The 21,721-nt window shown below is 69.9% G+C and carries 27 protein-coding genes and 2 pseudogenes; 13 read left to right on the forward strand and 16 right to left on the reverse strand.

All coding sequences use genetic code 11. The annotated features are described in order from the left end of the window. Nucleotides 1-15 precede the first annotated feature (15 nt). Together V6U88_RS25090 and V6U88_RS25095 are read left to right on the forward strand one after the other, a co-directional pair. Complete coding sequence (locus V6U88_RS25090; RefSeq protein ID WP_334456663.1) at nucleotides 16-168, forward strand: hypothetical protein; 153 nt, start codon at nucleotides 16-18, stop codon at nucleotides 166-168. Further along, entirely contained in the window at nucleotides 165-1,631 is a 1,467-nt protein-coding gene (locus V6U88_RS25095; protein ID WP_334456665.1) for a carboxyl transferase domain-containing protein, read from the forward strand. The genes V6U88_RS25090 and V6U88_RS25095 overlap by 4 nt, the downstream gene beginning before the upstream one ends. Before the next feature lie 23 nt (nucleotides 1,632-1,654). Here the strand turns inward: V6U88_RS25095 and V6U88_RS30365 are convergent. Both V6U88_RS30365 and V6U88_RS25105 read right to left on the reverse strand, forming a co-directional pair. After that, nucleotides 1,655-1,777: pseudogene (locus V6U88_RS30365) on the reverse strand (transposase); the annotation flags it as partial. Beyond that, nucleotides 1,738-2,085, reverse strand: a complete 348-nt coding sequence (locus tag V6U88_RS25105) for a DoxX family protein (protein WP_334456666.1) — start codon at nucleotides 2,083-2,085, stop codon at nucleotides 1,738-1,740. The gene V6U88_RS25105 and the pseudogene V6U88_RS30365, both read right to left, overlap by 40 nt. A 603-nt stretch (nucleotides 2,086-2,688) precedes the next feature. On the opposite strand from V6U88_RS25105, the gene V6U88_RS25110 reads away from it, so the two are divergent. Both V6U88_RS25110 and V6U88_RS25115 read left to right on the forward strand, forming a co-directional pair. Then, complete coding sequence (locus V6U88_RS25110; RefSeq protein ID WP_334456667.1) at nucleotides 2,689-3,042, forward strand: hypothetical protein; 354 nt, start codon at nucleotides 2,689-2,691, stop codon at nucleotides 3,040-3,042. Between the two features lie 331 nt (nucleotides 3,043-3,373). Next, nucleotides 3,374-3,601, forward strand: coding sequence for a hypothetical protein (locus tag V6U88_RS25115; protein ID WP_334456668.1), 228 nt, complete (start codon nucleotides 3,374-3,376; stop codon nucleotides 3,599-3,601). A gap of 174 nt (nucleotides 3,602-3,775) precedes the next feature. Here V6U88_RS25115 and V6U88_RS25120 read toward each other — a convergent pair whose 3' ends face one another. The 4 genes from V6U88_RS25120 to V6U88_RS25135 form a co-directional block, all read right to left on the reverse strand. After that, nucleotides 3,776-4,030, reverse strand: a complete 255-nt coding sequence (locus tag V6U88_RS25120; protein ID WP_334456669.1) for a hypothetical protein — start codon at nucleotides 4,028-4,030, stop codon at nucleotides 3,776-3,778. A 77-nt stretch (nucleotides 4,031-4,107) separates the two neighbouring features. Further along, entirely contained in the window at nucleotides 4,108-5,379 is a 1,272-nt protein-coding gene (locus V6U88_RS25125; RefSeq protein ID WP_334456670.1) for an IS630 family transposase, read from the reverse strand. 36 nt (nucleotides 5,380-5,415) lie between these two features. Further along, entirely contained in the window at nucleotides 5,416-6,333 is a 918-nt protein-coding gene (locus tag V6U88_RS25130) for an RNA polymerase sigma-70 factor (protein WP_334456671.1), read from the reverse strand. Beyond that, nucleotides 6,330-7,523, reverse strand: coding sequence for an NAD(P)/FAD-dependent oxidoreductase (locus V6U88_RS25135; RefSeq protein ID WP_334456672.1), 1,194 nt, complete (start codon nucleotides 7,521-7,523; stop codon nucleotides 6,330-6,332). The genes V6U88_RS25130 and V6U88_RS25135 overlap by 4 nt, the downstream gene beginning before the upstream one ends. Nucleotides 7,524-8,127: 604 nt before the next feature. On the opposite strand from V6U88_RS25135, the gene V6U88_RS25140 reads away from it, so the two are divergent. Continuing rightward, entirely contained in the window at nucleotides 8,128-8,550 is a 423-nt protein-coding gene (locus tag V6U88_RS25140; RefSeq protein ID WP_334456673.1) for a hypothetical protein, read from the forward strand. Nucleotides 8,551-9,402: 852 nt separating this feature from the next. Here V6U88_RS25140 and V6U88_RS25145 read toward each other — a convergent pair. From V6U88_RS25145 to V6U88_RS25160, 4 genes are all read right to left on the reverse strand, one after another. Next, on the reverse strand, nucleotides 9,403-9,588 hold the full coding sequence (locus V6U88_RS25145; RefSeq protein ID WP_334456674.1) for a hypothetical protein: 186 nt from the start codon (nucleotides 9,586-9,588) through the stop codon (nucleotides 9,403-9,405). A gap of 63 nt (nucleotides 9,589-9,651) precedes the next feature. Further along, a complete protein-coding gene (locus tag V6U88_RS25150; RefSeq protein WP_334456675.1) occupies nucleotides 9,652-10,437 on the reverse strand; it encodes a SigB/SigF/SigG family RNA polymerase sigma factor in 786 nt (261 codons plus the stop codon). Nucleotides 10,438-10,600: 163 nt separating this feature from the next. Continuing rightward, nucleotides 10,601-11,329 (reverse strand): GAF and ANTAR domain-containing protein, encoded by a 729-nt coding sequence (locus V6U88_RS25155; RefSeq protein WP_334456676.1) that lies wholly within the window; start codon nucleotides 11,327-11,329, stop codon nucleotides 10,601-10,603. 94 nt (nucleotides 11,330-11,423) lie between these two features. Further along, nucleotides 11,424-12,155 carry a GAF and ANTAR domain-containing protein gene (locus V6U88_RS25160; RefSeq protein WP_334456677.1) on the reverse strand — a complete coding sequence of 244 codons (732 nt, stop codon included), beginning with the start codon at nucleotides 12,153-12,155 and terminating at the stop codon, nucleotides 11,424-11,426. A 542-nt stretch (nucleotides 12,156-12,697) separates the two neighbouring features. Between V6U88_RS25160 and V6U88_RS25165 the strand changes: the two genes are divergently transcribed. Next, nucleotides 12,698-13,285 carry a DUF5994 family protein gene (locus tag V6U88_RS25165; protein ID WP_334456678.1) on the forward strand — a complete coding sequence of 196 codons (588 nt, stop codon included), beginning with the start codon at nucleotides 12,698-12,700 and terminating at the stop codon, nucleotides 13,283-13,285. An 8-nt stretch (nucleotides 13,286-13,293) separates the two neighbouring features. Continuing rightward, nucleotides 13,294-13,834: pseudogene (locus tag V6U88_RS25170) on the forward strand (SPFH domain-containing protein); the annotation flags it as partial. Between the two features lie 153 nt (nucleotides 13,835-13,987). On the opposite strand, the gene V6U88_RS25175 reads toward V6U88_RS25170, so the two are convergent. Next, entirely contained in the window at nucleotides 13,988-14,377 is a 390-nt protein-coding gene (locus tag V6U88_RS25175; RefSeq protein ID WP_334456734.1) for a hypothetical protein, read from the reverse strand. Nucleotides 14,378-14,571: 194 nt separating this feature from the next. Here V6U88_RS25175 and V6U88_RS30370 point away from each other — a divergent pair, with 194 nt between their 5' ends. Further along, nucleotides 14,572-14,961 carry a DUF2254 family protein gene (locus V6U88_RS30370; protein ID WP_442934689.1) on the forward strand — a complete coding sequence of 130 codons (390 nt, stop codon included), beginning with the start codon at nucleotides 14,572-14,574 and terminating at the stop codon, nucleotides 14,959-14,961. 640 nt (nucleotides 14,962-15,601) lie between these two features. Here V6U88_RS30370 and V6U88_RS25185 read toward each other — a convergent pair. From V6U88_RS25185 to V6U88_RS25195, 3 genes are read right to left on the reverse strand one after another with little or no spacing between them, the layout of a single operon-like run. Further along, nucleotides 15,602-16,165 (reverse strand): GerMN domain-containing protein, encoded by a 564-nt coding sequence (locus tag V6U88_RS25185; protein WP_334456681.1) that lies wholly within the window; start codon nucleotides 16,163-16,165, stop codon nucleotides 15,602-15,604. Further along, on the reverse strand, nucleotides 16,162-17,514 hold the full coding sequence (locus V6U88_RS25190; protein WP_334456682.1) for a sensor histidine kinase: 1,353 nt from the start codon (nucleotides 17,512-17,514) through the stop codon (nucleotides 16,162-16,164). Before V6U88_RS25190 ends, V6U88_RS25185 begins: the two co-directional genes overlap by 4 nt. Continuing rightward, entirely contained in the window at nucleotides 17,511-18,182 is a 672-nt protein-coding gene (locus V6U88_RS25195; RefSeq protein WP_334456683.1) for a response regulator transcription factor, read from the reverse strand. The genes V6U88_RS25190 and V6U88_RS25195 overlap by 4 nt, the downstream gene beginning before the upstream one ends. A 158-nt stretch (nucleotides 18,183-18,340) precedes the next feature. Here V6U88_RS25195 and V6U88_RS25200 point away from each other — a divergent pair, with 158 nt between their 5' ends. The 5 genes from V6U88_RS25200 (at nucleotide 18,341) to V6U88_RS25220 (ending at nucleotide 20,440) form a co-directional block, all read left to right on the forward strand. Further along, nucleotides 18,341-18,751: an STAS domain-containing protein gene (locus V6U88_RS25200; protein WP_442934690.1), complete on the forward strand. Its 411-nt coding sequence runs from the start codon at nucleotides 18,341-18,343 to the stop codon at nucleotides 18,749-18,751. A 22-nt stretch (nucleotides 18,752-18,773) separates the two neighbouring features. Then, a complete protein-coding gene (locus V6U88_RS25205) occupies nucleotides 18,774-19,127 on the forward strand; it encodes a hypothetical protein (protein ID WP_334456685.1) in 354 nt (117 codons plus the stop codon). Continuing rightward, a complete protein-coding gene (locus V6U88_RS25210) occupies nucleotides 19,124-19,723 on the forward strand; it encodes an STAS domain-containing protein (RefSeq protein ID WP_334456686.1) in 600 nt (199 codons plus the stop codon). The genes V6U88_RS25205 and V6U88_RS25210 overlap by 4 nt, the downstream gene beginning before the upstream one ends. Further along, nucleotides 19,723-20,007 carry a BON domain-containing protein gene (locus V6U88_RS25215; RefSeq protein ID WP_334456687.1) on the forward strand — a complete coding sequence of 95 codons (285 nt, stop codon included), beginning with the start codon at nucleotides 19,723-19,725 and terminating at the stop codon, nucleotides 20,005-20,007. Before V6U88_RS25210 ends, V6U88_RS25215 begins: the two co-directional genes overlap by 1 nt. Before the next feature lie 121 nt (nucleotides 20,008-20,128). Beyond that, entirely contained in the window at nucleotides 20,129-20,440 is a 312-nt protein-coding gene (locus V6U88_RS25220) for an STAS domain-containing protein (RefSeq protein WP_334456689.1), read from the forward strand. Here the strand turns inward: V6U88_RS25220 and V6U88_RS30375 are convergent. Both V6U88_RS30375 and V6U88_RS25225 read right to left on the reverse strand, forming a co-directional pair. Further along, nucleotides 20,428-20,718, reverse strand: coding sequence for a Na+/H+ antiporter NhaA (locus V6U88_RS30375; RefSeq protein ID WP_334553366.1), 291 nt, complete (start codon nucleotides 20,716-20,718; stop codon nucleotides 20,428-20,430). The genes V6U88_RS25220 and V6U88_RS30375 overlap by 13 nt on opposite strands. Further along, nucleotides 20,618-21,031: a Na+/H+ antiporter NhaA gene (locus V6U88_RS25225; protein WP_334456690.1), complete on the reverse strand. Its 414-nt coding sequence runs from the start codon at nucleotides 21,029-21,031 to the stop codon at nucleotides 20,618-20,620. Before V6U88_RS25225 ends, V6U88_RS30375 begins: the two co-directional genes overlap by 101 nt. Nucleotides 21,032-21,721 lie beyond the last annotated feature (690 nt).

Below are 21,721 nucleotides of genomic sequence, written 5' to 3' on the forward strand. Positions count from 1 at the left end.
GACTATGGTGTGATCATGGCTGGCGACCAGGTTGACGACACCGCCTCGGAAGCACTCCGCGCGACGCTGCCGAGCCAGCGCACCGGTGAGGAGCCGTTCTTCAACCCCGGTCCGGGCTGTGGACGGCTCTCCCGCGGCCGCCCGTACGGGGAGGTCGACCGGGTGTGAGGAGATCAGCACGGGACCTGATCGAACTGGTCATCGACCCTGGAAGTTGGGTGTCGTGGGACGAGCCGGTCGCAGATCCGGCCCCGCTCGACGCCGACTATGCGGCCGCCCTGGCCGCCGCGCGCCGAACTACCGGCCTCGACGAGGCGGTCATCACCGGCGCGGGCCGGCTCGGCGGCCGGCCGGTCGCCGTCATCGCCGGCGAGTTCGCCTTTCTCGGCGGCTCGATTGGCGTCGCGGCGGCCGAGCGGCTCACCCGGGCCGTCGAGCGGGCGACCGCCGAGCGGATTCCGTTGCTTGCCGCGCCCGCGAGTGGCGGCACCCGGATGCAGGAAGGCTCGATCGCGTTCCTGCAGATGGTGAAGATCAGCCAGGCGATCACCGCGCACAAGGCCGCGGGACTGCCATACCTGGTATATCTGCGGCACCCGACAACCGGCGGCGTGTACGCGTCGTGGGGGTCCCTCGGGCACCTGACCGTCGCCGAGCCGGGCGCGCTGATCGGCTTCCTCGGGCCGAAGGTGCACGAGGCGCTGACCGGCTCGCCGTTCCCGGCCGGCGTGCAGGTCGCCGAGAACCTCCACGAACACGGTCTGATCGACGCGGTCGTTGCGCCGGAGCAGGTGGCGCCGCTGGCCGAGCGAGCGCTGTCCACTCTCAGCGCGCCGCGCCGTATCCCCCGTACGCCGATCCCGGTGGAAGACCCGCCCGGCGAACGCACCGCCTGGGACGCCGTCCGGCGATCCCGCCGGGCGGACCGTCCCGGAATCCGCCGGCTGCTCAGACACGCCGGCCGCGACGTCGTGCCGTTGCACGGCACACAGAGCGGTGAAACCGGCGCCGGCGTGATCGTGGCGCTGGCCCGCTTCGGGCAAGCCCCCGCCGTGGTCGTCGGACACGACCGGCGCGACGCCCCGCCCGACCCAGCCGGCCTGCGGGCCGTCCGGCGGGGGTTCAAGCTCGCCGCCGAGTTGGGCCTGCCCGTCGTCACCGTTGTCGACACGCCGGGCGCCGCGCTCTCGCCACAGGCCGAGGAGGGTGGCCTGGCCGGGGAGATCGCCCACTGCCTTGCCGATCTCGTCACCCTGCCAGTGCCGACCCTGTGCGTGTTGTTGGGTCAGGGCAGCGGCGGCGCCGCCTTGGCCCTGCTGCCGGCCGACCGCGTCATCGCCGCAGCGCACGGCTGGCTCTCGCCGCTGCCCCCGGAGGGCGCGTCGGCGATCCTCCATCGCACCGTCGAGCGCGCGCCGCAGGTCGCCGCCGCGCAGGGCATCCGCGCGCAGGACCTGCGGGCGAGGGGAATCGTGGACCGGATCGTGGCCGAGCAACCCGACGCCGCCGACGAGCCCGCGGCGTTCCTCGACCGGCTGGGGGCGGTGCTGGAGCACGAACTGGCCACTCTGCTCGACGCCGACCCGGCGGACCGCCTCCAGACCCGCCGGGTCCGCTACCGTCGACTCTGACCGCAAACTCTTGCCGACTGGAGCCCCTGCCGCAGCCTCGGGATCGCCAGTTCGATGGTCCCGGCCCGGGTGTCCCACTCCCGAGCCCGGTAGCCGTTACGGAAGTTCATCCGCTCGTCGCTGCGCTGTCCGTAGCCGGCGCCGCAGTGGAGAAGAACACCGCCCATCCCACAAGCTGGCGGGAACCGACGCGCAGGTGCGCAACGAGCGCGCCGAGGAAGTACAGCACGAGGCCGGCGGCGGCGAGGGTGCCCAGCAGTGGCACGGCGAACCCGGCCAGCAGCCCCAAGGAGCCCGCCGCCAGCAACATGCCCAACACCGGCACCCACGACCGTGGCACGCGCTTCATGTCCGCCTGGGCCTTTGGATAGTCGTGGCCGATCAGGTAGGTGACAGCGGCGATGCCGGTGAAGACCGACGCGAGGATGGTGACCGTGACGTAAGCGGCGAACATCAGCTCTCCTTCGTGGTTGCTGCAAGGACGAGCTGGCGCTGTGCGGTGTGACTGCTGCTGGATGGTGACTCCACACGAGCTCGCGATGACGCTGGACGTCTACGCGGACCTGATCGAGGACGACCTGGACCAGGTGGCGGACCGGCTGGACCGGGCGGCGGGTCGTGCTACTACGGACTCAGTGCGAACTGACGGCGTTGACCCGAACCCGACCGGCCGTCGACGGCATGTCTGACCAGGGGATTTGCGTGGTGGGGCGGGCGGGACCCGCGACCGAGGGATTATGAGATCAAGATGCTGGCTCAGACGACCTGGGCACATGTGGGTCTAGCAGCGGAAACACTTCTCGGCATCTCACACCACTCCCCCGCCACCCGCCGACCTCTTGTGGACTGGATGCGGACTGCCACGACCAGGCGGCGGCGTTGGGACTAGGAGAAGATCTTAGGTGCCTGGTCGGGGTAGGCTGTCGCTGCCTGGACCGTCCATCACTGTCGGGCCTTGTCTGCTTTGGGCTGGCGATCTTGGCTGTACGAATGGCTGTACGGATTCCGGAGCGTTAGGAGTTGATCTCACACGTGGGGGATTCTCCATGAGCGGCTCGTGCCCGTGATCCGACCGCGTTGGGGCCTGCTCATCCTCGGTGTCTTCGTCCTCTGCGTCGCCGGAGCCACCTACGTCATCGGTGAGAACGCGGCCGGCCGCACCTGTACCGAGCGTGGCGTCGAGCTGCTCGTGCCTGAGCAGAAGGTTGCTGAGACACCCGAGGGCTACAACGTCGGGATCCCTCGCGAGGGCGTCTGCCGCGTCGACTACCAGGGTGGGCTCTACACCGAGGTGTCCCTGAACCGGTGGGACTGGGCCGAAGGGGCTCTGGTCCTGGCAGGCATCGGCGGACTCATCGTGCTCGTGTCGATAGCACTGTCGCGGCGAAGGCCAAGCAGGAAGACCAAGTAGGTCTCTGAGCGACGAACGTAGGTGGGGCAGGTAGCCGGACCCCTCTGCCGCGATCCCCGGACTGGTGCCGGCGCCCGTCCGGGGTCAAGGGTGGCCCGAGGCCCCCGACGGCATGCCTGACCACGGGATTTGCGTGATGGGGCGGGCAGGACTCGAACCCGCGACCGAGGGATTATGAGATCAAATTGCCCGTCCCGCCGACCTGGGCGCATGGTGGTCTAGCAGCGGAACACCTCTCGACACCTCTCATCACTCCCCCACCGTCCACCGGCCTCTTGCGGACCAGATGCGGACTGCGGGTCCCTGAGCGGTCGTGGTCGAATACGCGGCTATGGGGTCGGATGAGTGCCTGACGGAACTGCTGGTCCAGCTCGGGGATCACGGCCTGGTCGCCATCGTCAAGATGGACGGCGAACGCGAACGGGGCCGGTGGACGGTGCTGGTGTCGGGCAAGCCCCTGGGCGGGGAACTCGTGCGGTGGGACGGCGACGACTTGGACGCCGGGCTATCCCGGGTGATGGCCAAGCTCCAGGAGCGGGTTCCAGGACTGCTCGACTGAGCTACGGCCTGGGGGTTAGAAGAAGACGGCGGTGGCCTGCTGGGAGGCCGTACCCCTGCTCAGAGTGTCTGCCGGCGTCTGGGGATACCGGCCCGGATCGGGTGGCTTGGCTGTACCGCTGGCTGTATAGCCATCGGCGTCCGCAGCGTGCGCTTCGGCGCTGGCCGCAGCACCTCAGCGGTACAGCTCGCCGGGGTACGAGTCCAGCTGGCCGTTGTTCCGCTTCACCATGAGGTGATATTGCCGCCTGCGGTGCTCAGCTGGTCGGTGGTCCTCGATCCAGATCGTCTCTCCGGCTTGGAGCAGGACAGGGCGCTCGGGCACGAAGTTGTGCCATTCGGTAATCAGCGTCAAGCGGTCGGCCTGCTCAGGCGCTCCCCTATACGGCCTGCGAACGCTGGGACCGATGTATCGGTTCTTCTTGCTCATGTGTCCCCGTTCGGTCGCCCATCCGTCAGGGTGCCACACGGCTTAGTGGTCGGCTCCGGAAGTCCTTCGGGGGTTGATCATGCTGCCAGTGCGACGGAGGATTCTTCTAAATGATCGGCGGTGTGCCGGTCGAGCCTGGCCAGCAGATCGTCCAGGTCGGAGGTGGTGAACTTCCACTGGAACGGCTGTGCTGTGGCGTTGTAGCGGCCTTCGAAAGCTCGGAGCCGGTCCCCGACCTGGGCAAGGTCGGTGAAGTCGTTGGGTGACACGACCTTGCGCTGGACGACGGAGAAGTAGATCTCCACCTGGTTGAGCCAGGAGGCGTGGACGGGGGTGTGAACCATCACCGCGTTTGGGAAAGCGCTGGTCAGCCGGTCGGCGGCCTTCTGCCCGCGGTGGGAGGAGCCGTTGTCCACGATCCAGAACACGCGCTCGGCGCTGGCGTACGGCTCTTGGCTCATGACCTGGGCGACCAGGTTCATGAACGGGTCGATGCCGGTGCGCGGCTCCGTGCGGCCGAAGACCCGGGCTTGGTGAACGTCGTAGGCAGCGAGGTAGGCCAGGGCGCCGCCGCGGCCGTAGGTGTGGTTGATTCGCATCGCCCGGGCCTGTCCGGGGGCCAGGGTGGGGTGGCAGCGGCAGCGGGCCTGGATGGAGGTCTTCTCATCGGCGCTGATGACGTACTCGTCCGGCCCGAGCGGATTGCCTTGCCAGGTACGGGCGTACAGGTCCAGCACACAGGCCGCTTTGGGGCTGAAATCGGGGTCGGTGATAAAGATCCAGGAGTGGTGCTGCCAGGGTTTGAGCGCGTCCTGGTCGAGCCAGCGGCGTACGGTGGACGCCGAAAGGAAGGGCGCGATGCCGCGCTCGACGGCCTCGCGGGCCAGTTCCGGGCACGACCAGCGCGACAGCGGCGCGCCGGCCTCGGAGGGAAGCTGGCAGGCCAGCGCCCTGACCTGCGCGGCTTGCAACGCGGTGAAGCCGGCGGGCCGCCCAGGGCGCTTGCGGTCGGCCAGGCCAGGCAGGCCCAGGTCGGCGAACCGGCCCCGCCACGTACGCACGGTGTCCACGTGCACTCCCACTTCAACGGCGATACGCGCGTTGGACCTGCCCCGAGCCGCGTGGAGCACGATCTGCGCCCGCACCCTGGCCCGATGCTCGGTCTTGTGGCCCCAGGCCGCCTTCTTCAACCGGTACCGCTCGGCGGCGGTCAGGACTATCGGGCGCGCGGCGGCAACAGGCAAGGCAGGAAAGCCGATCAGCAGAAGTGGATCACGACGGCCACAGCCTGCCGCATCTGCTTCCACCTGGGCCCGAGCCGTGCTGGGGCAGCGGAACCGGGCGCTCACGGGGATTCTGGAGGGCGTCGACAACGATCGGGCAGCTCACGAGAGTTCGTGCCGAGTTCCGTCGGCGACGGCGTGGAGCTTGTCGGGGTTGGCCACGTTGTGGATGGTCGAGATGCGGCCCTCCGGGTCGAAGTCGAAGGTCAGCGTAGCGACCACGCGGTCCGGGCCGCGAAAGACCACGCCCGGGCCGCCGTTGATCCAGGTGAGCTCTGCCCGCATCTGCCCGGGCTCGATGCCCTGGTAGGTCACGGTGCCGAGCGCGGCGAACCAACGGGCCACGGTCTCCAGGCCGACCACCGGCTTGAGGGCCTGGCGGACCTTGCCGCCGCCATCGGTCCACAGCGTCACGTCCGGGGAAAGCAACTCCATGAAGGTGTTGATGTCGCCGCCCGTCGTCGCCGCGAGGAAGCGTTCGGTGACGTCGCGTTGGCGGGCGCGGTCGGCGGTGAAACGGGGCCGGCGGGCCTGGACGTGCTCGCGGGCGCGGTGCGCGGCCTGCCGAACCGCCGTCTCCGAGCGTTCCACCGCCTCCGCGATCTCCGCGTAGCTGAAGGCGAAGACCTCCTTCAGCACGAAGACCGCGCGCTCCAGGGGGCTCAGCGTCTCCAGGACCACCAGCAGGGCCATGGAGACCGAGTCCGCCGTGGCGACGCCGTCGGCGGTGTCCGGGCCGGTGAGGATCGGCTCGGGGAGCCATGGCCCGACGTAGGTCTCGCGCTGGTGGCGGGTCGAACGAAGCCGCTCCATCGCCAGGTTGGAGACGATCCGGGTCAGATAGGCCTTGGGGTCGGCGACCTGGGAACGGTCGGCCGCCGACCACTTGAGCCAGGCGTCCTGGACCAGGTCCTCGGCGTCGGCGGCGGTGCCGAGGATGCGGTAGGCGACGGAGAAGAGCAGGGTGCGGTACTGCTGGAAGGCGAGCTGGTCGGGGCCGGCCTGCTGCGGCTGGGTCACTTGGCGCTCCGGATCCGGGTGTAGCGGCCGCCGTGCGGCCAGAACGCGCCCGAGGCGGGCATCTTCTTCATGCGGGCGAAGGTCGGCCACGGCGCGGCAGTGACCATCTCCTTGTACTTCGCGGCCCGCTTGCCGGTCAGCACGATCCGGCGCGGGCTGTCGTCGGGGTGGGTGAACTGCACGACGGCGTCGTTCCGGCCCAGGCTGACGGGTGTGTGGTAGTAGCCGAAGCGGAAGGGCTTGGGCTCCTTGCCGGCCAGCACCCGCAGGATCGAGAGGGCCGCGTGCACGCCGGTGGGCATGCCGCCCTGGCAGGTCCCGTGCATCACGCCGTAGCCCTGACGGATCGCCGCCGCGTCGCCCACGGCGTAGACGTCCGGGTGGGAGACCGAGCGCAGCGCGCTGTCGGTGACCACGCGGCCGCGCTCGTCGACGGTCAGGCCCGCGGCGGCAGCCAGCGGCGAGACGCGGGTGCCGCTGGTCCACAGCACCGCGGCCGCCGGGATGCTGGAGCCGTCCACGAGCTCGACGCTGTCCGGCAGCACCTTGGCCACCTCGACGCCGCTGCGCACCCGCACGCCGAACCGGGCGAGCGCCGCGTCCAGGTAGGCCTTGGCCTTCGGGTGCATGCTCGCGCCCGGCTCCTGCCGGCCCAGCAGCACCACCTGGAGCTCCGGGTGCCGCTCGGCGATCTCCGCGGCGGCCTCGACGCCGGTGAGGCCGCTGCCGGCGACCACGACGGTCCCGCCGTCGAGCCGGGTCAGCCGGTCGGCGAGGAGGGCGGCGTCCTCCGGGCTGTTGAGGGTGTAGGCGTGGTCGTCCACGCCGGGGACGGCGACGGTGTCCGCGATGCTGCCCAGGCCGTAGACCAGGGTGTCGTAGCGCAGGACCCGGTCGTCGTCGATCCGGACGGTCTTCGCCTCGGCGTCCACGGCGGTGACCCAGCCGCGGACGAAGCCGGCGCCGGTGCCGTCCAGCAGCTCCGGGATGTTCATCTCGGCCGTCTCCTGGCCGGTGGCAGTCATGTGCAGTCGGAGCCGCTCGGTGAAGGTGTCGTAGGGGTTGACCAGCGTCACTCGCAGGTTCCCACGCTTCCTGGTGCGGGCCGCGAGCTGGATCGCGGCGGAGAGCCCGGCGTAGCCGGCGCCCAGGACCAGGACCTCGTGCTGCTGCGCTGTTGTCGCGTTCATCGCTCTGCTGTCTCTTTCGTGTCGGTCGTTCCCGCTGTGCGGACGACCACCAGACGCAAGCTGCCCTTCCGTTCGTGACATGGGGCTGATATGACCCGCGTCACTTGCGAAGAGAGAGCGGGCGCGCGCGGCATCAGCACCCCGAGCACCGCGACGCGCAGCATTCAATCATGATCGACTGGCTTCGCGCGGGAACTGACGTAACAACAGGAGTCGCAGGTCAGCGGCAGGGCCTGGTGCTTCCACGCCGCCCGCGAGCACGACCGCCCCTACACCACCACCACCGACCGGCGGAACTACGCCCTCACCACTTGATCGCGAGCTTCACTCGAAACGAACCGCACCCAAATCACCGATCCTCATCACTGCGACACTGAGCGGCGCGCCCACGACCGGCTCCGGAGTCAACCCCCCGACGGACTTCCGCAGCCGACCACTTAGGCAGTGTGGACACGGCGGAGAGTCGCCCGGCAGTGACCTCGCTTGACCTGCATCGTCATGCCGGCAGCCACGTCCAGGAGCTGACCGCCGTTGACCCTCGGCTCCCGTGCCAACGGGCACGCAACGGGCACGGCGGGATCCGGCCCGCCTACAGTGCAGGACCGTGGATCTCGCTGACTGCTTGGAGCGGGTGCTCGAACTGAGGAACGCACCGTTACCGCGCGCCGACGCCACTTTGTCGAAGGACGGAGGACCTGGTTACCTGGTCCTGTACCTCCGCACCAGCGGGACATTCTGTGAGGACCGATCGCAGGCCAACGAGGTGTGGGACCGGTTCTCACAAGACTGTCTGGGGCTCACGGAGGCACTTGGCGGAGTGTGGGGGCCGGCGGGAAGCGTTGATCTGAGTCCGGTCCTTGATCGCGCGATGCGCGGGGAGACGGTTTCGGCCCTTGCCGACGTTCTCTCGAACTTCGTGCCGTCCGTGTCTGCCTGGCGCTTTGAAGACCGCACCGTCTGTGTCGCCGTCGGTCAGTGGGATGCGGAACTGCCAGTCGTGCTGGTGGCCGCAGCAGGTGAGCTGTAGTCAGCGTGCCTGTTAGTGGGGATCTCCTCGTCGGGCAGTCGCCAGACCGTCCAGCCTCCCTGGACGGGGACAAGGTGGAGCGCCTCACAGCCGAACGACCTTGCCCCCGTCCGGGGAGGCTGGTAGCCCTTGTGGTGCGCTGACGAACACGGCAGCCTCGTCGGCGCGGCTGTACACCGAGAGTTACGCCGACGACTTCGTCACGATCAAGCTGGACGTGCCGGTCGGCATGAGCGTGTTCCCGCAGGAGATCTACCGGGCGCCGCGGGTGTGTGCCGAGCGCACCTACAGCAACCTCGTGTACTGGAACGACGAGATCGGGTGACTCGGGCCGGCCGGTGGTCGTAGAGAGCGGGGCACCGGGCCATGGTCAGGTACGACAGGTGGGCCGCCTGCGGCTGGCCGAACACCTCCAGCGCGGCCAGCCGGTCGGCGGGCAGCCGCTGTCGGGGAACCCGGTCGGCCTCGGCGGGGATCGGCAGGTCCAGCGGCACCGTCCACGGCTCCCCGGCTCGGGTGCGCCGGTGACCCGGCCGATCCACACCCCGGACGGCAGCCGGCTGCGGCTGTCGCTTGGCCCAGAACACCACCGGCTACCCGGCGCGCATCAGCCGGGCGGACGTCAACGTGGGACGCCGACCCCGCCAAGGTATACCGAGAAACTCGGCCTCCGGCTCAGCTACCAGCCGGAAACGCGAACGGTGCGCGCTGATGTGGATTCCAGCGCACACCGTCAGACATTCCTTGGTGTCCGAGGGGCGACACGAACGATTTCCCCACCGCTGGCCCTGACCGGGATCCTGCGGCTCCGACAGTTGGCCGATCCGGCCTGGACATGAGCCGCCGCAGGGGTCAACGGTCACCGAGCACGACGGTGAGCAGCAGCGGCAGGAGCAGGGCGGCCACCAGCAGGAACACTCTCAGCCGGAAGGCGCGCAGTGCGACGCCCCGCTTCACCCACACGCCGAGCCGGGCGGGCGCGGAGCTCCCTGCGAGGATCGTGGAGGGTTCGGTCGTAACGACGGGGCCGGCAGCCATGGTGTTCCTCCCTGGATCATTGAGCGCCTGACCCCTGTCTGGGTGTCGCCGGAGGGTGGCCGGTCAGCCGAGCCGGGTCCTGAGTCGGGTCAGGGACTGCTTCAGCAGCCTGGAGACATGCATCTGCGACAGTCCGACCTCGTTGGCGATTCGCTTCTGGGTCAGGTGGTCGTGGAACCGCATTGTGAGGATCCGACGCTCACGCAGGGGAAGGGCAGCGAGGAGTGGCCGAAGCGCGAGGCGCTCGTCCACCTGGGCGAAACCGGGATCGACGGCCCCGATGAGCGCGAGGGTCTCGAAGTCGTCGGTGCGGTGGTGTGGCGCGTCGAGGGACACCAGCCGGTAGGCCTGCCCTGCGAGGACGGCGGCCAGAATCTCGTCGACGCCCACCTCGAGCTGGTCGGCGAGTTCGGCGGCACTAGGGTGGTGGCCCTGCCGCTGCGTCAATTCCCCCGTGACGGCGCGCATCCTGCTGTTCAGTTCCTGCACCTGGCGGGGTACCCGCATGTCCCATGTCGTATCACGAAAGTGGCGGCGGAGGGCGCCGAGGATGGTCGGGACCGCGTAGCCGGCGAAGGGCAGACCTCGCTTCACGTCGAATCCGTCGACGGCCTTGACCAGGGCCAGCGCGGCGACCTGCGCCAGGTCGTCGTACGGCTCCCCGCGTCCGACGTATCGGCGGGCCAGTCGGCCGGCCATCGGCAGGTCGTTCTCGATGATCTGGGCCCGGAGCCTCGCGCGAGCGGGATCGTCGCGGTTCAGGGCCGCGAGTCGACGCAACAACTGTTCGCGGGTTCCCGGTGCCTGAAGCAGCCGAGTACGGGAAACGGCCGGAAGGGGGATGACCATTGTTGAAGCCCCTTATGGGCTGGTGGCGGCGAGATCGGCGGCCACCGGGGACCCGGGCGACAACCTCACTGTACGCCCAATCGTCCGGGCGGGCACCGCGGAATCCGTACGGTGGGACCGGACCACCGCACGGCGCCCGACCGGCGATGTGCTGAGCCGGCACTCAGCCAGGTCGCCCGGCTGGCGGTTGGGGCGGGAGCGGCTCGGACCCGTCGACGATTGCCTGGGCCAGATCGGACAGTCGCCGGTTGTGGCTGCGGGCGCCGCTGCGCAGCAGCGCGAAGGCCTCCCCCACGTCCACCTGGAGGCGCTCGGCGAGGACACCCTTGGCCTGCTCGATCAGGACACGGCTGTTGAGCGCGGTCTGCAGCTGTTCGGTGAGGATGTCGCGGCGGTGGATGGCGCGTTGCTGGAGCAGGCCGATGGTGGCCACATCGGCCAGTGCTTGACCGATGTAGAGCCTGCCTTCGTCGAGTGCGCCCGGCTGGCTGTCGAAGAGGTTCAGCGCGCCGATCACCTCGGAGCGCAGGCGCATGGGCAGGGCGTGTACCGCTGCGAACCCGACCTCGGCTGCGGCGGCGGTGAACCGGGGCCACCGACCGGTGGCGGACAGGTCGACCACCGACACGGGTCGGCCGGTGCGGAAGCAGTCCACGCAGGGTCCCTGGTCGGTCTGCAGCTGAAACAGCTCCAGCAGCCTCGTGCGTTCCGAGGACGCGGCCACCACCTGCAGGGTGCCCTGCTGGTCGGTGAGCAGCAGCCCGGCCGCCGAGACACCGAGCAGCTGGACACATCTTTCGGTCAGCACGTGCAGGAACTCAAGCACGTCGAAATCGTCGACGAGTGTGTCGGCCATTTCCACGAACACGTCGGACAACTGGATCTCAGCCATGTCACTCACCCTCGTCCTACGATGGTCCCGTCGGCGCCTTGACGGCCCCGGGTCGTGGTCCCTGCCCCGCCTCGCGACGGCAGCAGTGCGGGCTTCAGCCCGCCCCGCCAACCTGTGTGTCGTCCGTGGGGTCGAAACGCAGCCGGCGGGCGACCACGTCGCCTGCCACATCCCGGAGGCGTCGGTCGTGGGAGTAGGCGAAGGCACGTAACCGGATGAGGGCCACCGCCGCGGTCACCCCCAACTGGACCGTGACCATACCGGTGGCCTGGTGTACCTCGGGATGCTGCAAGCCGACCTGCTCCGGCCGACCCTCGTCCGGGGCCGACCGGTCGCGCTCCCCGCCGTCCAGCAGCACCGCGCAGGCCGTGTCCGCCAACGCCAGCGCGTCGGCCAACTGTTCGCCGTCGAGGCCGCCGGAGCGCGCGCGGTAGAGGTCGAGCACGCCGAGGCGGATCCCGCCGACCTGCAGCGGCAGGGCGAACACCGCATGGACCCCGGCGAGCACCGCCGCCGGGGCGAACGCCGGCCAGCGGGCCCGACATTGGGGGGCTGCCAGATCGGCGACCAGACCCGGGCCGCCGGTGATCGCGTCCACGCACGGTCCCTCACCGAGGGTCAGGGTCAGCTCCTCCAGGTCCGAGGCGGTGCGGTCGCTGGCGTACAGCACCTCGCGTGGGGTGGCGCGCAGCGTCACGGCAACGGCGGCGGCGTCCACGCCGGTGGCCGACACCGACACAGCGCAGACATGGTCAACCCCGACCGTGCCGCCCTGGGCGACGTTGGCGACCAGTGCCCACAGCCGGACCCTACGTTCGGAGTTCATCGGCCGACCCTGACGGGGACGGCCACGCCCCGGCGACGCCAGCCGGGCGGGCGCCCCGCGTCCACCGGGACGCCGCTCGGAAACGGCGAGGCGTATGGCTCGTCAGATCGTCCACAATTGGCTCCGACCCGTCGTCCTGCGCGGACATTCGTCCTGTGGCCAACCGGCAACCCGGGCGACCGCTAACACGCTACTCCTGGATTGCGCCCACTGCGCGACGTGGCACCCGCCGGCGCCGAGCCCCGACGGCGGCTGCCGGCACGGTCGCCGGTGGGCGTCCGGCAGCGTACGATGACAGGTGTCGCTCGGGACCCCGGTGGCTGACAGTTCGGCGCTGACGGACGCACCCCACTGATCGAGGTCCCCGTGCTGGCCGCCCGACGCACCAGACCACCTGGTCGCCTCGTGCGCCCCGACGGTCGCCGGTCCCGTCGCACCGACGCCTCCGGACGCCGCGTCACCCACCCGCCAGCGCCCATGCCTGCGCTGGCTCCCACCGCATTCAGGCATATCAGCTGCTCCTCGGAAGGCGGCGGTTCGTGATGACCGCACCACAGCACCATCCTCAACCGCCTCCCCCGCCGCCCACCCAACCTCGACTGTCCCTCGCTCCCGTCAAAGGCCGGACGGTCGTGGACGGTGCGTGGTGGCCGCGCTCCTGGAACCCGGCGGCGGAACTCCCCGGTCTCGTCCTCGCCCTGTCTGAACGGTATGGCCGGATCCGGCACATCATGCTCAACATCCACACCTGGGACAGCCGGTTCCGTCGACTGACCGTCGGGTCGGACGTGGTCCGAATCGGCTGGTTCGACACCCTGGATCCCGCCCTGCTGGTAGCCACCACCGGCCGCGACGACCAACTCGACCTGCTCGTCGTCCCACCCGACACGGCGCCTGCGACAGCCGAGCGGGCCATGGCCGCCGCCGCCGACCCGGCCAACCTCAGGCGCGCACCCGACATCCTCACCGCCGAACCGACCCCGCGGGGCGCGACCACGACGACCGGCTCCGACGTGTACGCGGTGTGGGACAACGAGGGCGGCAGCCCCGCGTCGGGCGGAACCCACCTGGGCCACACCCCGTCTCCCACCGGAGTGCCCGCACGAACGCTCTACAGACAGCCATGGTGATCGCGATCCTGGCGATCGGCATCATCGGCCTCATCACCGTCGCCCGCGCGGTGCGCGTCGTGCAGCAGTACGAACGCGGGGTGGTCTTCCGCTTCGGCCGGGTGCAGGAGGGCAGCCGCACCCCGGGCCTGACCCTCATCGTTCCCGGCGTCGACCGGCTGGTGAAGGTCAACCTGCAGATCACCACCCTCAGCGTTCCCGCCCAGGACGGCATCACCCGTGACAACGTCTCCGTTCGCGTCGACACGGTCGTCTACTGCCGCGTCGTAGACCCCGTCAACGCCCTGGTGAACGTGCAGAACTATCTCTACGCCGTCTCCCGGGTCGCCCAGACCTCGCTGCGCGCGGTGATCGGCCGCGCCGACCTCGACGAACTGCTCTCGGACCGGGACAAGCTCAACTCCGAACTCACCAACATCATCGACACACCGGCCGAAGGGCCGTGGGGTGTAGAAGGTCGAACGGGTCGAGGTCAAGGACGTCGCCCTGCCCGAATCCATGAAACGGTCCATGTCCTGCCAGGCAGAGGCCGAACGCGAACGCCGCGCCGAGCGCGCCGGCACCGGCCGTCGCCGACCGCACCCGGGTCTCGGAGACCGCGCCGATGCCGGACGTTCGGCGCGTGACCAGCGAGCCCGAACCCGGGGCCGCGCCGATGCCGGTGAGCTGACCGCGGATGACGCCGGCCCGCGGACCCGCTGGTCATCCGGCCGGCCGCTCCGATTTCAGCATCACCGCGAGTTCGCGGCCCAGGAGATCGTCATAGCCGGTCGGGATGCAGGACGCCGGACCATTGATCTCGCGGAGCCGGTCCGCCGCGCGGCGGGCGGCGATCGCGGTCACCCAGGCGATGCCGTCGAGTCGGCGGGAGTCGGGCCTGGGCGCGAGCCGCCACACCTCGACGAACACCGCCCGGGTCACCGCCACGGCGAGCGCCGGGCTGCCGAGGCTCTCACAGGCCTGTGCGAAGACGGCACGGACGAGAAGACGGTAGAAGCGGCGGAAGGCGGCCTGGTCCCGGTCGGCGATCCGTTGGACGAGATCGTTGACGGACTCCGGGCCCGGTACGACGTAGCTGGGCGGGACAGGCATCCGACGCTCCTGGTGGTGTGCCTGCGATCAGGGCACCACCAGGGACCAGGGCGGCTACTGCGCTTCTCACCCTACGCCACCGGACACGTCACCGGGCGTGTCGCGCGTCCACTGTTCATCATCGGCATCCCGGCGGGCGAGCGGAGGTCGTCCTCTCCCGGAAATGTCGATCTCGCTCTGCTCGCTGGACTGGCATGCGAGTACGACTGCGCCTTCACCGTCGTCCCCGCACCGGTGACTTCGTCGTCGCGGGAGCACCCCTGGTGCGCGTACACCAGATCGCCGGCAGCACGGCTCGCACGGTCCCTGCCGAACGAGTCAATCAGGGCGTGATCATCGGCGTGGAGCGCGCCCCGGGGCAGGACCTTGGTTTCGGCTTTCGCCAGCTGGCCGACATCGCCGAACGCGCCCTGTCCCCGGCGGTCAACGACGTCACCACCGCCGTACGGGCCGTGCAGGAGGCGCACACGACCTTCTCCGCCGACTCGCCACCCGCGCCGACCCGGTCCACGTCGTCCGCGACGACGAGGACCGGGTCCGCATCCGGGTCAGCGGAGTCCCGTACGAGGTTCTCTTGGCCATGATCGTCGACGACATCCGACTCGTCTCCGGTCAGCAGCCGCGCGTGGCACGACTGTTGGACGCCGTACTCCGCGACCTGGCGACCGTCGCGCTTCCCGCCCACCGGACTGCGATCAGGCGTCGGCTATCGCCCAACCGGTGACAGCCACTGACAACCTGACGCGCGGCGGTGGCAGCCACCAGCGTGAGGCGGTCAGGCTCCGCCGGCCGGGCCGCTCTCCATTCCGCCGAGCAGGCCGAGCAGGCCGGCGGCGAAGAGCTGACATCGGACGAATCCCCAGGCGGCCGGTCGACTGCCCGCCAGCGTCTCGCCGCGCTCGACGGGCTGTGCCGCGGCAGGAGGTTGAAGACCAGGAGGCCTTGGACCTCGACGACGGCTATCGTCAACTGAACCGGCGTTCGCCAGCCATCGTGAGGCGTAGAACCGCCCGCCGGCAACGCCCGTCACGCGTCTGCTGGATCAGCCACCCTTCCTCCGCCCGCCTGTCCACCGCGACGCCGCGAACACTCCCAAGCTCCTTACCTGAAGGTGTGTGAAGCAGGACGCACCGACGGTGACCTCCGTCAGTACGGACACCTCGCGGCGGGGCAGGTCGATCAGCCCGAGAACCGGCAGCTGGCGTCGGGTGCCGGCTGTGCCGTTCAACGGGAGGCCATCAGCGGTCGGTAATCGGCCGCTCCGAGCGGATCCGTGGTCAGTGATCCGTCGGCGCGCGGCACCTCCAGCGGTTGACCGTCGCGACGGAAGGAGACGGCGTGTACGTCGGCGCGGCTGGTGAGCGTGCAGACGATCTGGCCGAAGGCCAGGATCTCATCGCTGCGCCCGCTGTCCTCGGCTGCTCCGGCGACCTCGACCTCGGCGATGCCGCCGGTCAGCCGGGCACCCACCTGCAGGGCCGTACCGGTCAGCGCACTGCTCAGCCCGGCGTCCCGGTCGGCCTGCGCAGGCCCGGCCAGCAGGTGACCCAGGTGAGTCGCGATGTCGGGCAGGTAGTCCACGGGCCGAACGACACGAACCAGGCGATCGTCGCGCACGAAGCAGAAGGGTTCGGCGATCCGGCCGGCGCTGGTCGGGGCGGTGCCGGCGGGCGGCGCGGCGAACGGGCCGGGCGGTGCCGACACGCGGCGCGGAGCATCGTCGACCGGTACGCCGCACCCTGCGGCGAGCATGACCCCACAGACCATGATCATCCATCGGTACGTCATCCGACACATCCCGGCAGAAGCACCTGGAACCGGGCGCCGCCGCCGGGACGGTCGGTCACGACCGCTCGACCGCCGTGCGCTGCCGCGTGCTCGGCAACCAGCGCGAGCCCGAGACCTGTTCCGTCGGTGCCGGCGCGGGCGTGCGCCGCCCGGCCGCGGACGAACCGGTCGAACACCACCTCCCGGTCCTGCACGGGCACCCCCGGCCCGCCGTCGTCGACCTCGATGACCCCGGTGCCGTCGGCGCCGCAGCTCAGGCGAACTGCGACCGGTCCCCCGCCGTACCGGACGGCGTTCTCCACGAGATTGTGGAGGATCTGCACCACCCGGCGGCGGTCGACCCGCCAGACCGTGCCGGCGGACGACGCCTGCACCAAGCGTTCCGGCAGTCCCTGATTGCGGCAGACCTCCCTGGAGAGGTCCGCGACGTCCACGCGTTCCCGGTTCGCGGGCTGCTCGGTGCGGGCCAGTTGGATGAGGTCGTCGACCAGTCGTTGGAAGCGGCTGATCTCATCGGCGACCAGACCGGCCGCCATCGCCGTCCGCTCGTCGTGGTGCTCCCGACGACGCTGCAGCACGCTCGCCGCCGCCGCGAGGGTCTGGAGTGGCGAGCGCAGTTCATGACTGACGTCGGCGGCGAAGCGCCGGTTCCGTTCCAGGTGCCGGGCCAACTGCTCAACCATGTGGTTGAAGGAGGTGGAGAAGCGCGCGAGGTCCGGGTCGCTGCTGGTGTTCAGCCGGGTGTCCAGGTCACCGGCCGCGATCCGCTCGGCGGCGTCCGCGACTGCCGTCAGTGGGCGCAGGCTGTGCCGGGTGGCATACCAACCAAGGGCGGCGCCCGAGCCGGCGACCATGATGGCGACGGCGGTGAGGGTCAGCGCGACCAGCTGAAAGGTCTGCTCGACCTCGCGAAGTGAGGTGATCTCGTAGTAGCTGACCGCCGACGAGAGCGGCACACCGACGAGCAGGACGGGCTGGCCGTCGGAGCGGACCCGTTGAACGGCGGGCCTACCAGAGGCGACCGTGCGCCGCAGGTCATCGGGAATGGAACTCCCGCCGATCTCGGCGCTCCGCGCATACCACCGCCCGTCGCGCTGCAACAGGGGTCGCCGGGTGCTGCCGGTGTCCAGGGAGCCGAGCACCGCGGCGATGTCGGGCGCGTCGGTGTCCAGGCCGGACCGGACGACCGCCGCGTCGAAGAAGGCCGCCCGCACGGCGGTACGTTCGCGCTCCTCCAGCAACGAGCGGCGGGTCAGGTCGTACGAGAAGAGGGCCATGGTGGCGGCGAGCAGCGACGCGCCGACGGCGAACGCGGCGGTGACTCGGGTTCGCAGTCCGAGCCGGTTCATCGCTGCAGCTTGTAGCCGAGACCGCGGAGGGTCACCAGGTGCCGGGGGTTGGCCGGATCCTGCTCGATCTTCTGCCGCAGGCGGCCGACGTGCACGTCGACCAGCCGCTCGTCGCCCGTGTCGTAGCCCCAGACGCGTTGCAGCAGCTGCTGGCGGGACAGCACCTTGCCGGCGTGCAGCGCCAGCTCGCAGAGCAGGCGGAACTCCGTCCTGGTCAAGGCGACCGGACGACCACTGACCCGCACCTCGCCGGCCTCGGCGCTGATCTCCAGATCACCGAAGACCTGGACGGACACCGGGGACGCAGCCCGTGCCCGTCGGCGCAAGGCCCGCAGGCGGGCTGATAGCTCCTTGATCGCCACCGGCTTGATCACGTAGTCGTCCGCGCCGGCTTCCAGCGCCGCCACGATGTCGTGCGTGTCGTCCCGGGCGCTGACCACCACGATGGGTACGTCGTCGTCTCGGCGCAGCTGCCGGATGCACTCGAATCCGTCGAGTCCGGGCAGCATCAGATCGACCAGGATGTTGTCGGCAGGTTCCTGCTGGTGCCGCCGTAGTCCCTCCTCGGCGCTCGCCGCGCCGTACGCGGCGTAACCCTCTTCCTCCAGCGCGAGCAGTAGCGCCAGCCGGATCCGGTCGTCGTCCTCGATCACCAGTACGGCCGTCATAGCGGCATCATCCCTGGTCCGCACTTGGATGCCCAACCCAGCGCCGGCACCGGCGTTTTTGTCACGCAACTGTCATGAATCTGCGGAATGACCTCCACGATCGGCACTCAGAGTGGTGGGTGATTCGGACGCAACGGACCGAACCAGAGGAGCCGTCAGTGACTGCCCATCACCCACTCCCACCGGAGTACCGGGTGCCCCGAGTTGAGCTCGACATCGTCGAGGATCTCGACCTGCCCAACCTGTCCGAGGTCGGCGCGGTTCTGGACCGGGTGCTGTCCCTGCAGCCAGCGGAGGTGGTGATCGACTTGTCCGAGTGCCGGCACATCGACGCAGCGGCCATCGGCCTGCTCCTGGACATCCAACGCCGGTTGAGCCGTGGCGGTGGTGTGCTCACCCTGCGTGCCCCGCATCCGCGGATACGGCGGATCCTCGACATCGCCCACCTGAATGAGGCGCTGGGGACCGTCGCGTCGCCTTCGCCGCCACCGCCGCAGCGAGGCCGGACCTCCGCCGGCCCGCTGGGCTCGGTGCGGGGGCGGGCGCGGGTCACCCCGGCAGCGTCCTGACCGTGACGGAGAGGAGAGATTCGTGAGTGTCAGCGCCCTCCTCAGCGCTCTGGGCGTCGGTGTCGGCATCGGCCTGGTGGGGCGGCTCGTCCTGCCCGGTCCGAAGGCCGCTCCGGTGTGGCTGACCGTTGCGCTCGGCGTGGCCGCGGCGCTGCTGGGTTCCGTCACCGCCCGTCTGATCGGCGTCGACGTCGAACAGTGGGCACCGCACCGGTTGGTGGCCCAGGTGGGCTTCGCCGTTCCCGCGGTCGTCCTCGGGGTCGTTACCGCCGGACGCCGGCGGACGCAGGACACGACGGGTCATCCGGTCGACCGACCCGAAGACCTCAAGGGCGGCCGGATGCGGGGAGGTCGGCCGGTGAAAGGACAGGCATGACGGTTGTACCAGCGGAGAACCAGATGAGCATGATCTGCGACGGCTGCGGTGACACGGTCACCGGCACGGCCAATGTCCTGCCCGACGCCGAGGTGGTCTGGACGTTGGTCTTCGACAACGGCTGGACCGGCTCAGCCTTCGCCTCGGGACCGCACCACTGCCCCCGATGCTCCCTGAGCCCTCAGCTCAGCGGCAGTCAGTCGCAGCTGAGGAACCCACTGGGCATCGATGACCTGGACGAGCATGAAGATCGGCCGATTGCGGAGGTGGACGTGGCGGAGTCGGTGCGGCAAGCGTTGTCCGAGGCGCTCACCCTCGGCCCGCAGGTGCTCGTCGATCTGGGCGAGGTGGCCACGATCGACTCCGTGGGCCTGGGCCTGCTCGTTCGGGCTCACCAGGACGCACGGCAAGAGGGGAGAGCGCTGTGTCTAGTAGCGCCCTCCCGGTTCGTCCTGACCGTGCTGCACACCATGCGACTGGAGCACGTCTTCCCCGTCTTTGCCACCCGTACGGCCGCCTTCCGACACTGCACCCGAGCAGTCGGGGCACAGACCCGGCCGGCCCCGCTGGCCCCGACGACGGAGGCGGCACGGTGATGCCCTGGCCCTATCCCGAGCACAATCCCTTCCCCAGCGCCGACCACCCGCTGGACGAGGACCTGCGCCTCGCGGCGTTGGTTGCCCAGCGGCTGAGCATCGACTGGTCCACCCGCCGGCAGCAGATCGCGGTGACCGTACAGAACCGAGTGGTCATCCTGACCGGCCTGGTCGCCGACCACGCCACCCGGCGGGCCGCCGCGGAGCTGGCCTGGGACATTCCCGGCGTCGTCGACGTGTGCAACGCGCTGACGCTGTTCGTTCGGGGTCCTGGCCGCCGGTGACTCCTCGCCCTTTACGGAGGATCACCCCGGCTGGCCAGGTGGCGACCTCCGGTGCCACGCCCGTCGTCCCTGCTTGCCCGCTCGTCCGGGCCTGGGACAGCCGTCACGGCGAAGGATGCTGATGTCGTCACTGTCGATCACGCCCACCATCAGGGCCGCCGGCGCCGTGGTGCTGATATTGCGTGGCTCGCTTGGTCGGACCGACATCAGCAGTTTCGCCGGTGCCGTCGGCCACCTGCTACGCGCACACCGCCCGAGGCGCATGGAAGTGGACCTGTCCGGGCTGCTGGACCTGGAGCCGGGTACCGCCGAGGCAGTGCTCGCAGTGATACGGACCGCATCTCGGGAGGGCACGGACATCGTTCTGAGCCACGCACCATCGACGGTGCGACAACAACTACGGGCAGCCGGTGGGGAGCCCTATCTGACCTGATCGGCCGCACCGATCGACTGACGACCGGGACGCGTCCTGAAGGCGAGGGCGGGCACAGCCTGAGGCAGCGCCTCGGCGGGTCTTACTCGGGCCCGACGGCGGTCGGCGCAGGCGCGCAGGTTCGGGCTACACCTCCGCCTCGGTCGGCAACCGCACGGTGGCGTCCGAAGCGCTCCGTCATCGAACCTGGCGTTGATCGCCAGGTAGATCAGCGCGGGGAGCGACATCCCGCCGAGCGCGGCGGCGATCGGCAGCACCGCCAGCCGGACATCGCGCATGGTCGCCGGCGATGGACTCCCGCTTGAGTTTCAGGCTGGCGACGAAGAAGAAGATCGCGAGCAGGCCTTCGGCCGCCCACTGCCCGAGAGTCAGGTCCAGGTGCAGGCTGGCCGGGCCGACCTGAAACTCACGCAGTTGGTGGTAGGTGTCGTGCCAGGGGGTGGTGGCCCAGATGATGGCGAGGATCGCCGCAACCAGCAGGAGGGCACCGCCGACCGTGTCGGTACGTAGGATCGCTCCGATGCGGCGTACCTCGGGCCAGGTCCCTCGTCCGACCAGTTCGATCGGCGTCTTGGCCGGCGGGGTCGGCATGCGGCACCTCCGGGCAGGGTCAATGAGGAACAGTCTTCCCGGCACACCGGCACCTACTGCTGCGATCGGCGAGATCCGACCAGAGGGCGGACCCACGGCCCTGGGACCTGTTGGGTGACTTGGACGAACGAGTTCCGCGTCTGATGAGCGACGGCCTGTTAGTGGCCAATGACCGCTCCACCGGCAGCGGAACGCCGACTCCCGGCTCACGCGCGACGCGTCTTGGGTCAGAAGAGCGTTGGAGTCAATGGGTGCCAGCCGCAGCGGCAGCCATCAGGGCCATTGTCGCGGTGACGGGTTCGCGAGGCAACAAGGTCGGCAGGGCGGGCGACTACAAGATCCTTCGGCTCGAGATCGTCAGGAAGTGGGGGATCTTCCCCTTACCGCTGCGGTTGACATCGCAGGCGCAGAAGAATGGTGGCGTGGCGGGCGGGTCCGGGCTTGACGGGGATCCCTCGCTGCTGGACGCGGCGGAGGTCGCCGCGCGTCTGCGCACCCCGGCGACACATCCGTTTTGGTCACCGAGGTTCTGCCGGAGGAAGCGGATCGACGCCCGGCATCGCCGTGAGGACTTTCCGCCGACGCTTCAGGGAAGTTGCCGGAAGCCAGAGCGGCACGGTGATGATCACCACGTTCGGCGGACTCTCCCCTAACGGAAGGGTAGGTTCGGTGCCGGTCGTCGAGGTGAGG

The sequence above is a fragment of the Micromonospora sp. CPCC 205739 genome (genome assembly GCF_036906795.1).
Lineage (GTDB): Bacteria > Actinomycetota > Actinomycetes > Mycobacteriales > Micromonosporaceae > Micromonospora.

Excerpts from the sequence above, each read along its gene's own strand:
- V6U88_RS25090 (WP_334456663.1), top strand. The coding sequence starts at position 16 with ATGGCTGGCGACCAGGTTGACGACACCGCCTCGGAAGCACTCCGCGCG.
- V6U88_RS25105 (WP_334456666.1), bottom strand. The coding sequence starts at position 2,085 with ATGTTCGCCGCTTACGTCACGGTCACCATCCTCGCGTCGGTCTTCACC.
- V6U88_RS25115 (WP_334456668.1), top strand. The coding sequence starts at position 3,374 with ATGGGGTCGGATGAGTGCCTGACGGAACTGCTGGTCCAGCTCGGGGAT.
- V6U88_RS25120 (WP_334456669.1), bottom strand. The coding sequence starts at position 4,030 with ATGAGCAAGAAGAACCGATACATCGGTCCCAGCGTTCGCAGGCCGTAT.
- V6U88_RS25135 (WP_334456672.1), bottom strand. The coding sequence starts at position 7,523 with ATGAACGCGACAACAGCGCAGCAGCACGAGGTCCTGGTCCTGGGCGCC.
- V6U88_RS25145 (WP_334456674.1), bottom strand. The coding sequence starts at position 9,588 with ATGGCTGCCGGCCCCGTCGTTACGACCGAACCCTCCACGATCCTCGCA.
- V6U88_RS25150 (WP_334456675.1), bottom strand. The coding sequence starts at position 10,437 with ATGGTCATCCCCCTTCCGGCCGTTTCCCGTACTCGGCTGCTTCAGGCA.
- V6U88_RS25155 (WP_334456676.1), bottom strand. The coding sequence starts at position 11,329 with ATGGCTGAGATCCAGTTGTCCGACGTGTTCGTGGAAATGGCCGACACA.
- V6U88_RS25160 (WP_334456677.1), bottom strand. The coding sequence starts at position 12,155 with ATGAACTCCGAACGTAGGGTCCGGCTGTGGGCACTGGTCGCCAACGTC.
- V6U88_RS25165 (WP_334456678.1), top strand. The coding sequence starts at position 12,698 with ATGACCGCACCACAGCACCATCCTCAACCGCCTCCCCCGCCGCCCACC.
- V6U88_RS25175 (WP_334456734.1), bottom strand. The coding sequence starts at position 14,377 with ATGCCTGTCCCGCCCAGCTACGTCGTACCGGGCCCGGAGTCCGTCAAC.
- V6U88_RS30370 (WP_442934689.1), top strand. The coding sequence starts at position 14,572 with ATGCGAGTACGACTGCGCCTTCACCGTCGTCCCCGCACCGGTGACTTC.
- V6U88_RS25185 (WP_334456681.1), bottom strand. The coding sequence starts at position 16,165 with ATGACGTACCGATGGATGATCATGGTCTGTGGGGTCATGCTCGCCGCA.
- V6U88_RS25190 (WP_334456682.1), bottom strand. The coding sequence starts at position 17,514 with ATGAACCGGCTCGGACTGCGAACCCGAGTCACCGCCGCGTTCGCCGTC.
- V6U88_RS25195 (WP_334456683.1), bottom strand. The coding sequence starts at position 18,182 with ATGACGGCCGTACTGGTGATCGAGGACGACGACCGGATCCGGCTGGCG.
- V6U88_RS25210 (WP_334456686.1), top strand. The coding sequence starts at position 19,124 with ATGACGGTTGTACCAGCGGAGAACCAGATGAGCATGATCTGCGACGGC.
- V6U88_RS25215 (WP_334456687.1), top strand. The coding sequence starts at position 19,723 with ATGCCCTGGCCCTATCCCGAGCACAATCCCTTCCCCAGCGCCGACCAC.
- V6U88_RS25220 (WP_334456689.1), top strand. The coding sequence starts at position 20,129 with ATGTCGTCACTGTCGATCACGCCCACCATCAGGGCCGCCGGCGCCGTG.
- V6U88_RS30375 (WP_334553366.1), bottom strand. The coding sequence starts at position 20,718 with ATGCGCGATGTCCGGCTGGCGGTGCTGCCGATCGCCGCCGCGCTCGGC.
- V6U88_RS25225 (WP_334456690.1), bottom strand. The coding sequence starts at position 21,031 with ATGCCGACCCCGCCGGCCAAGACGCCGATCGAACTGGTCGGACGAGGG.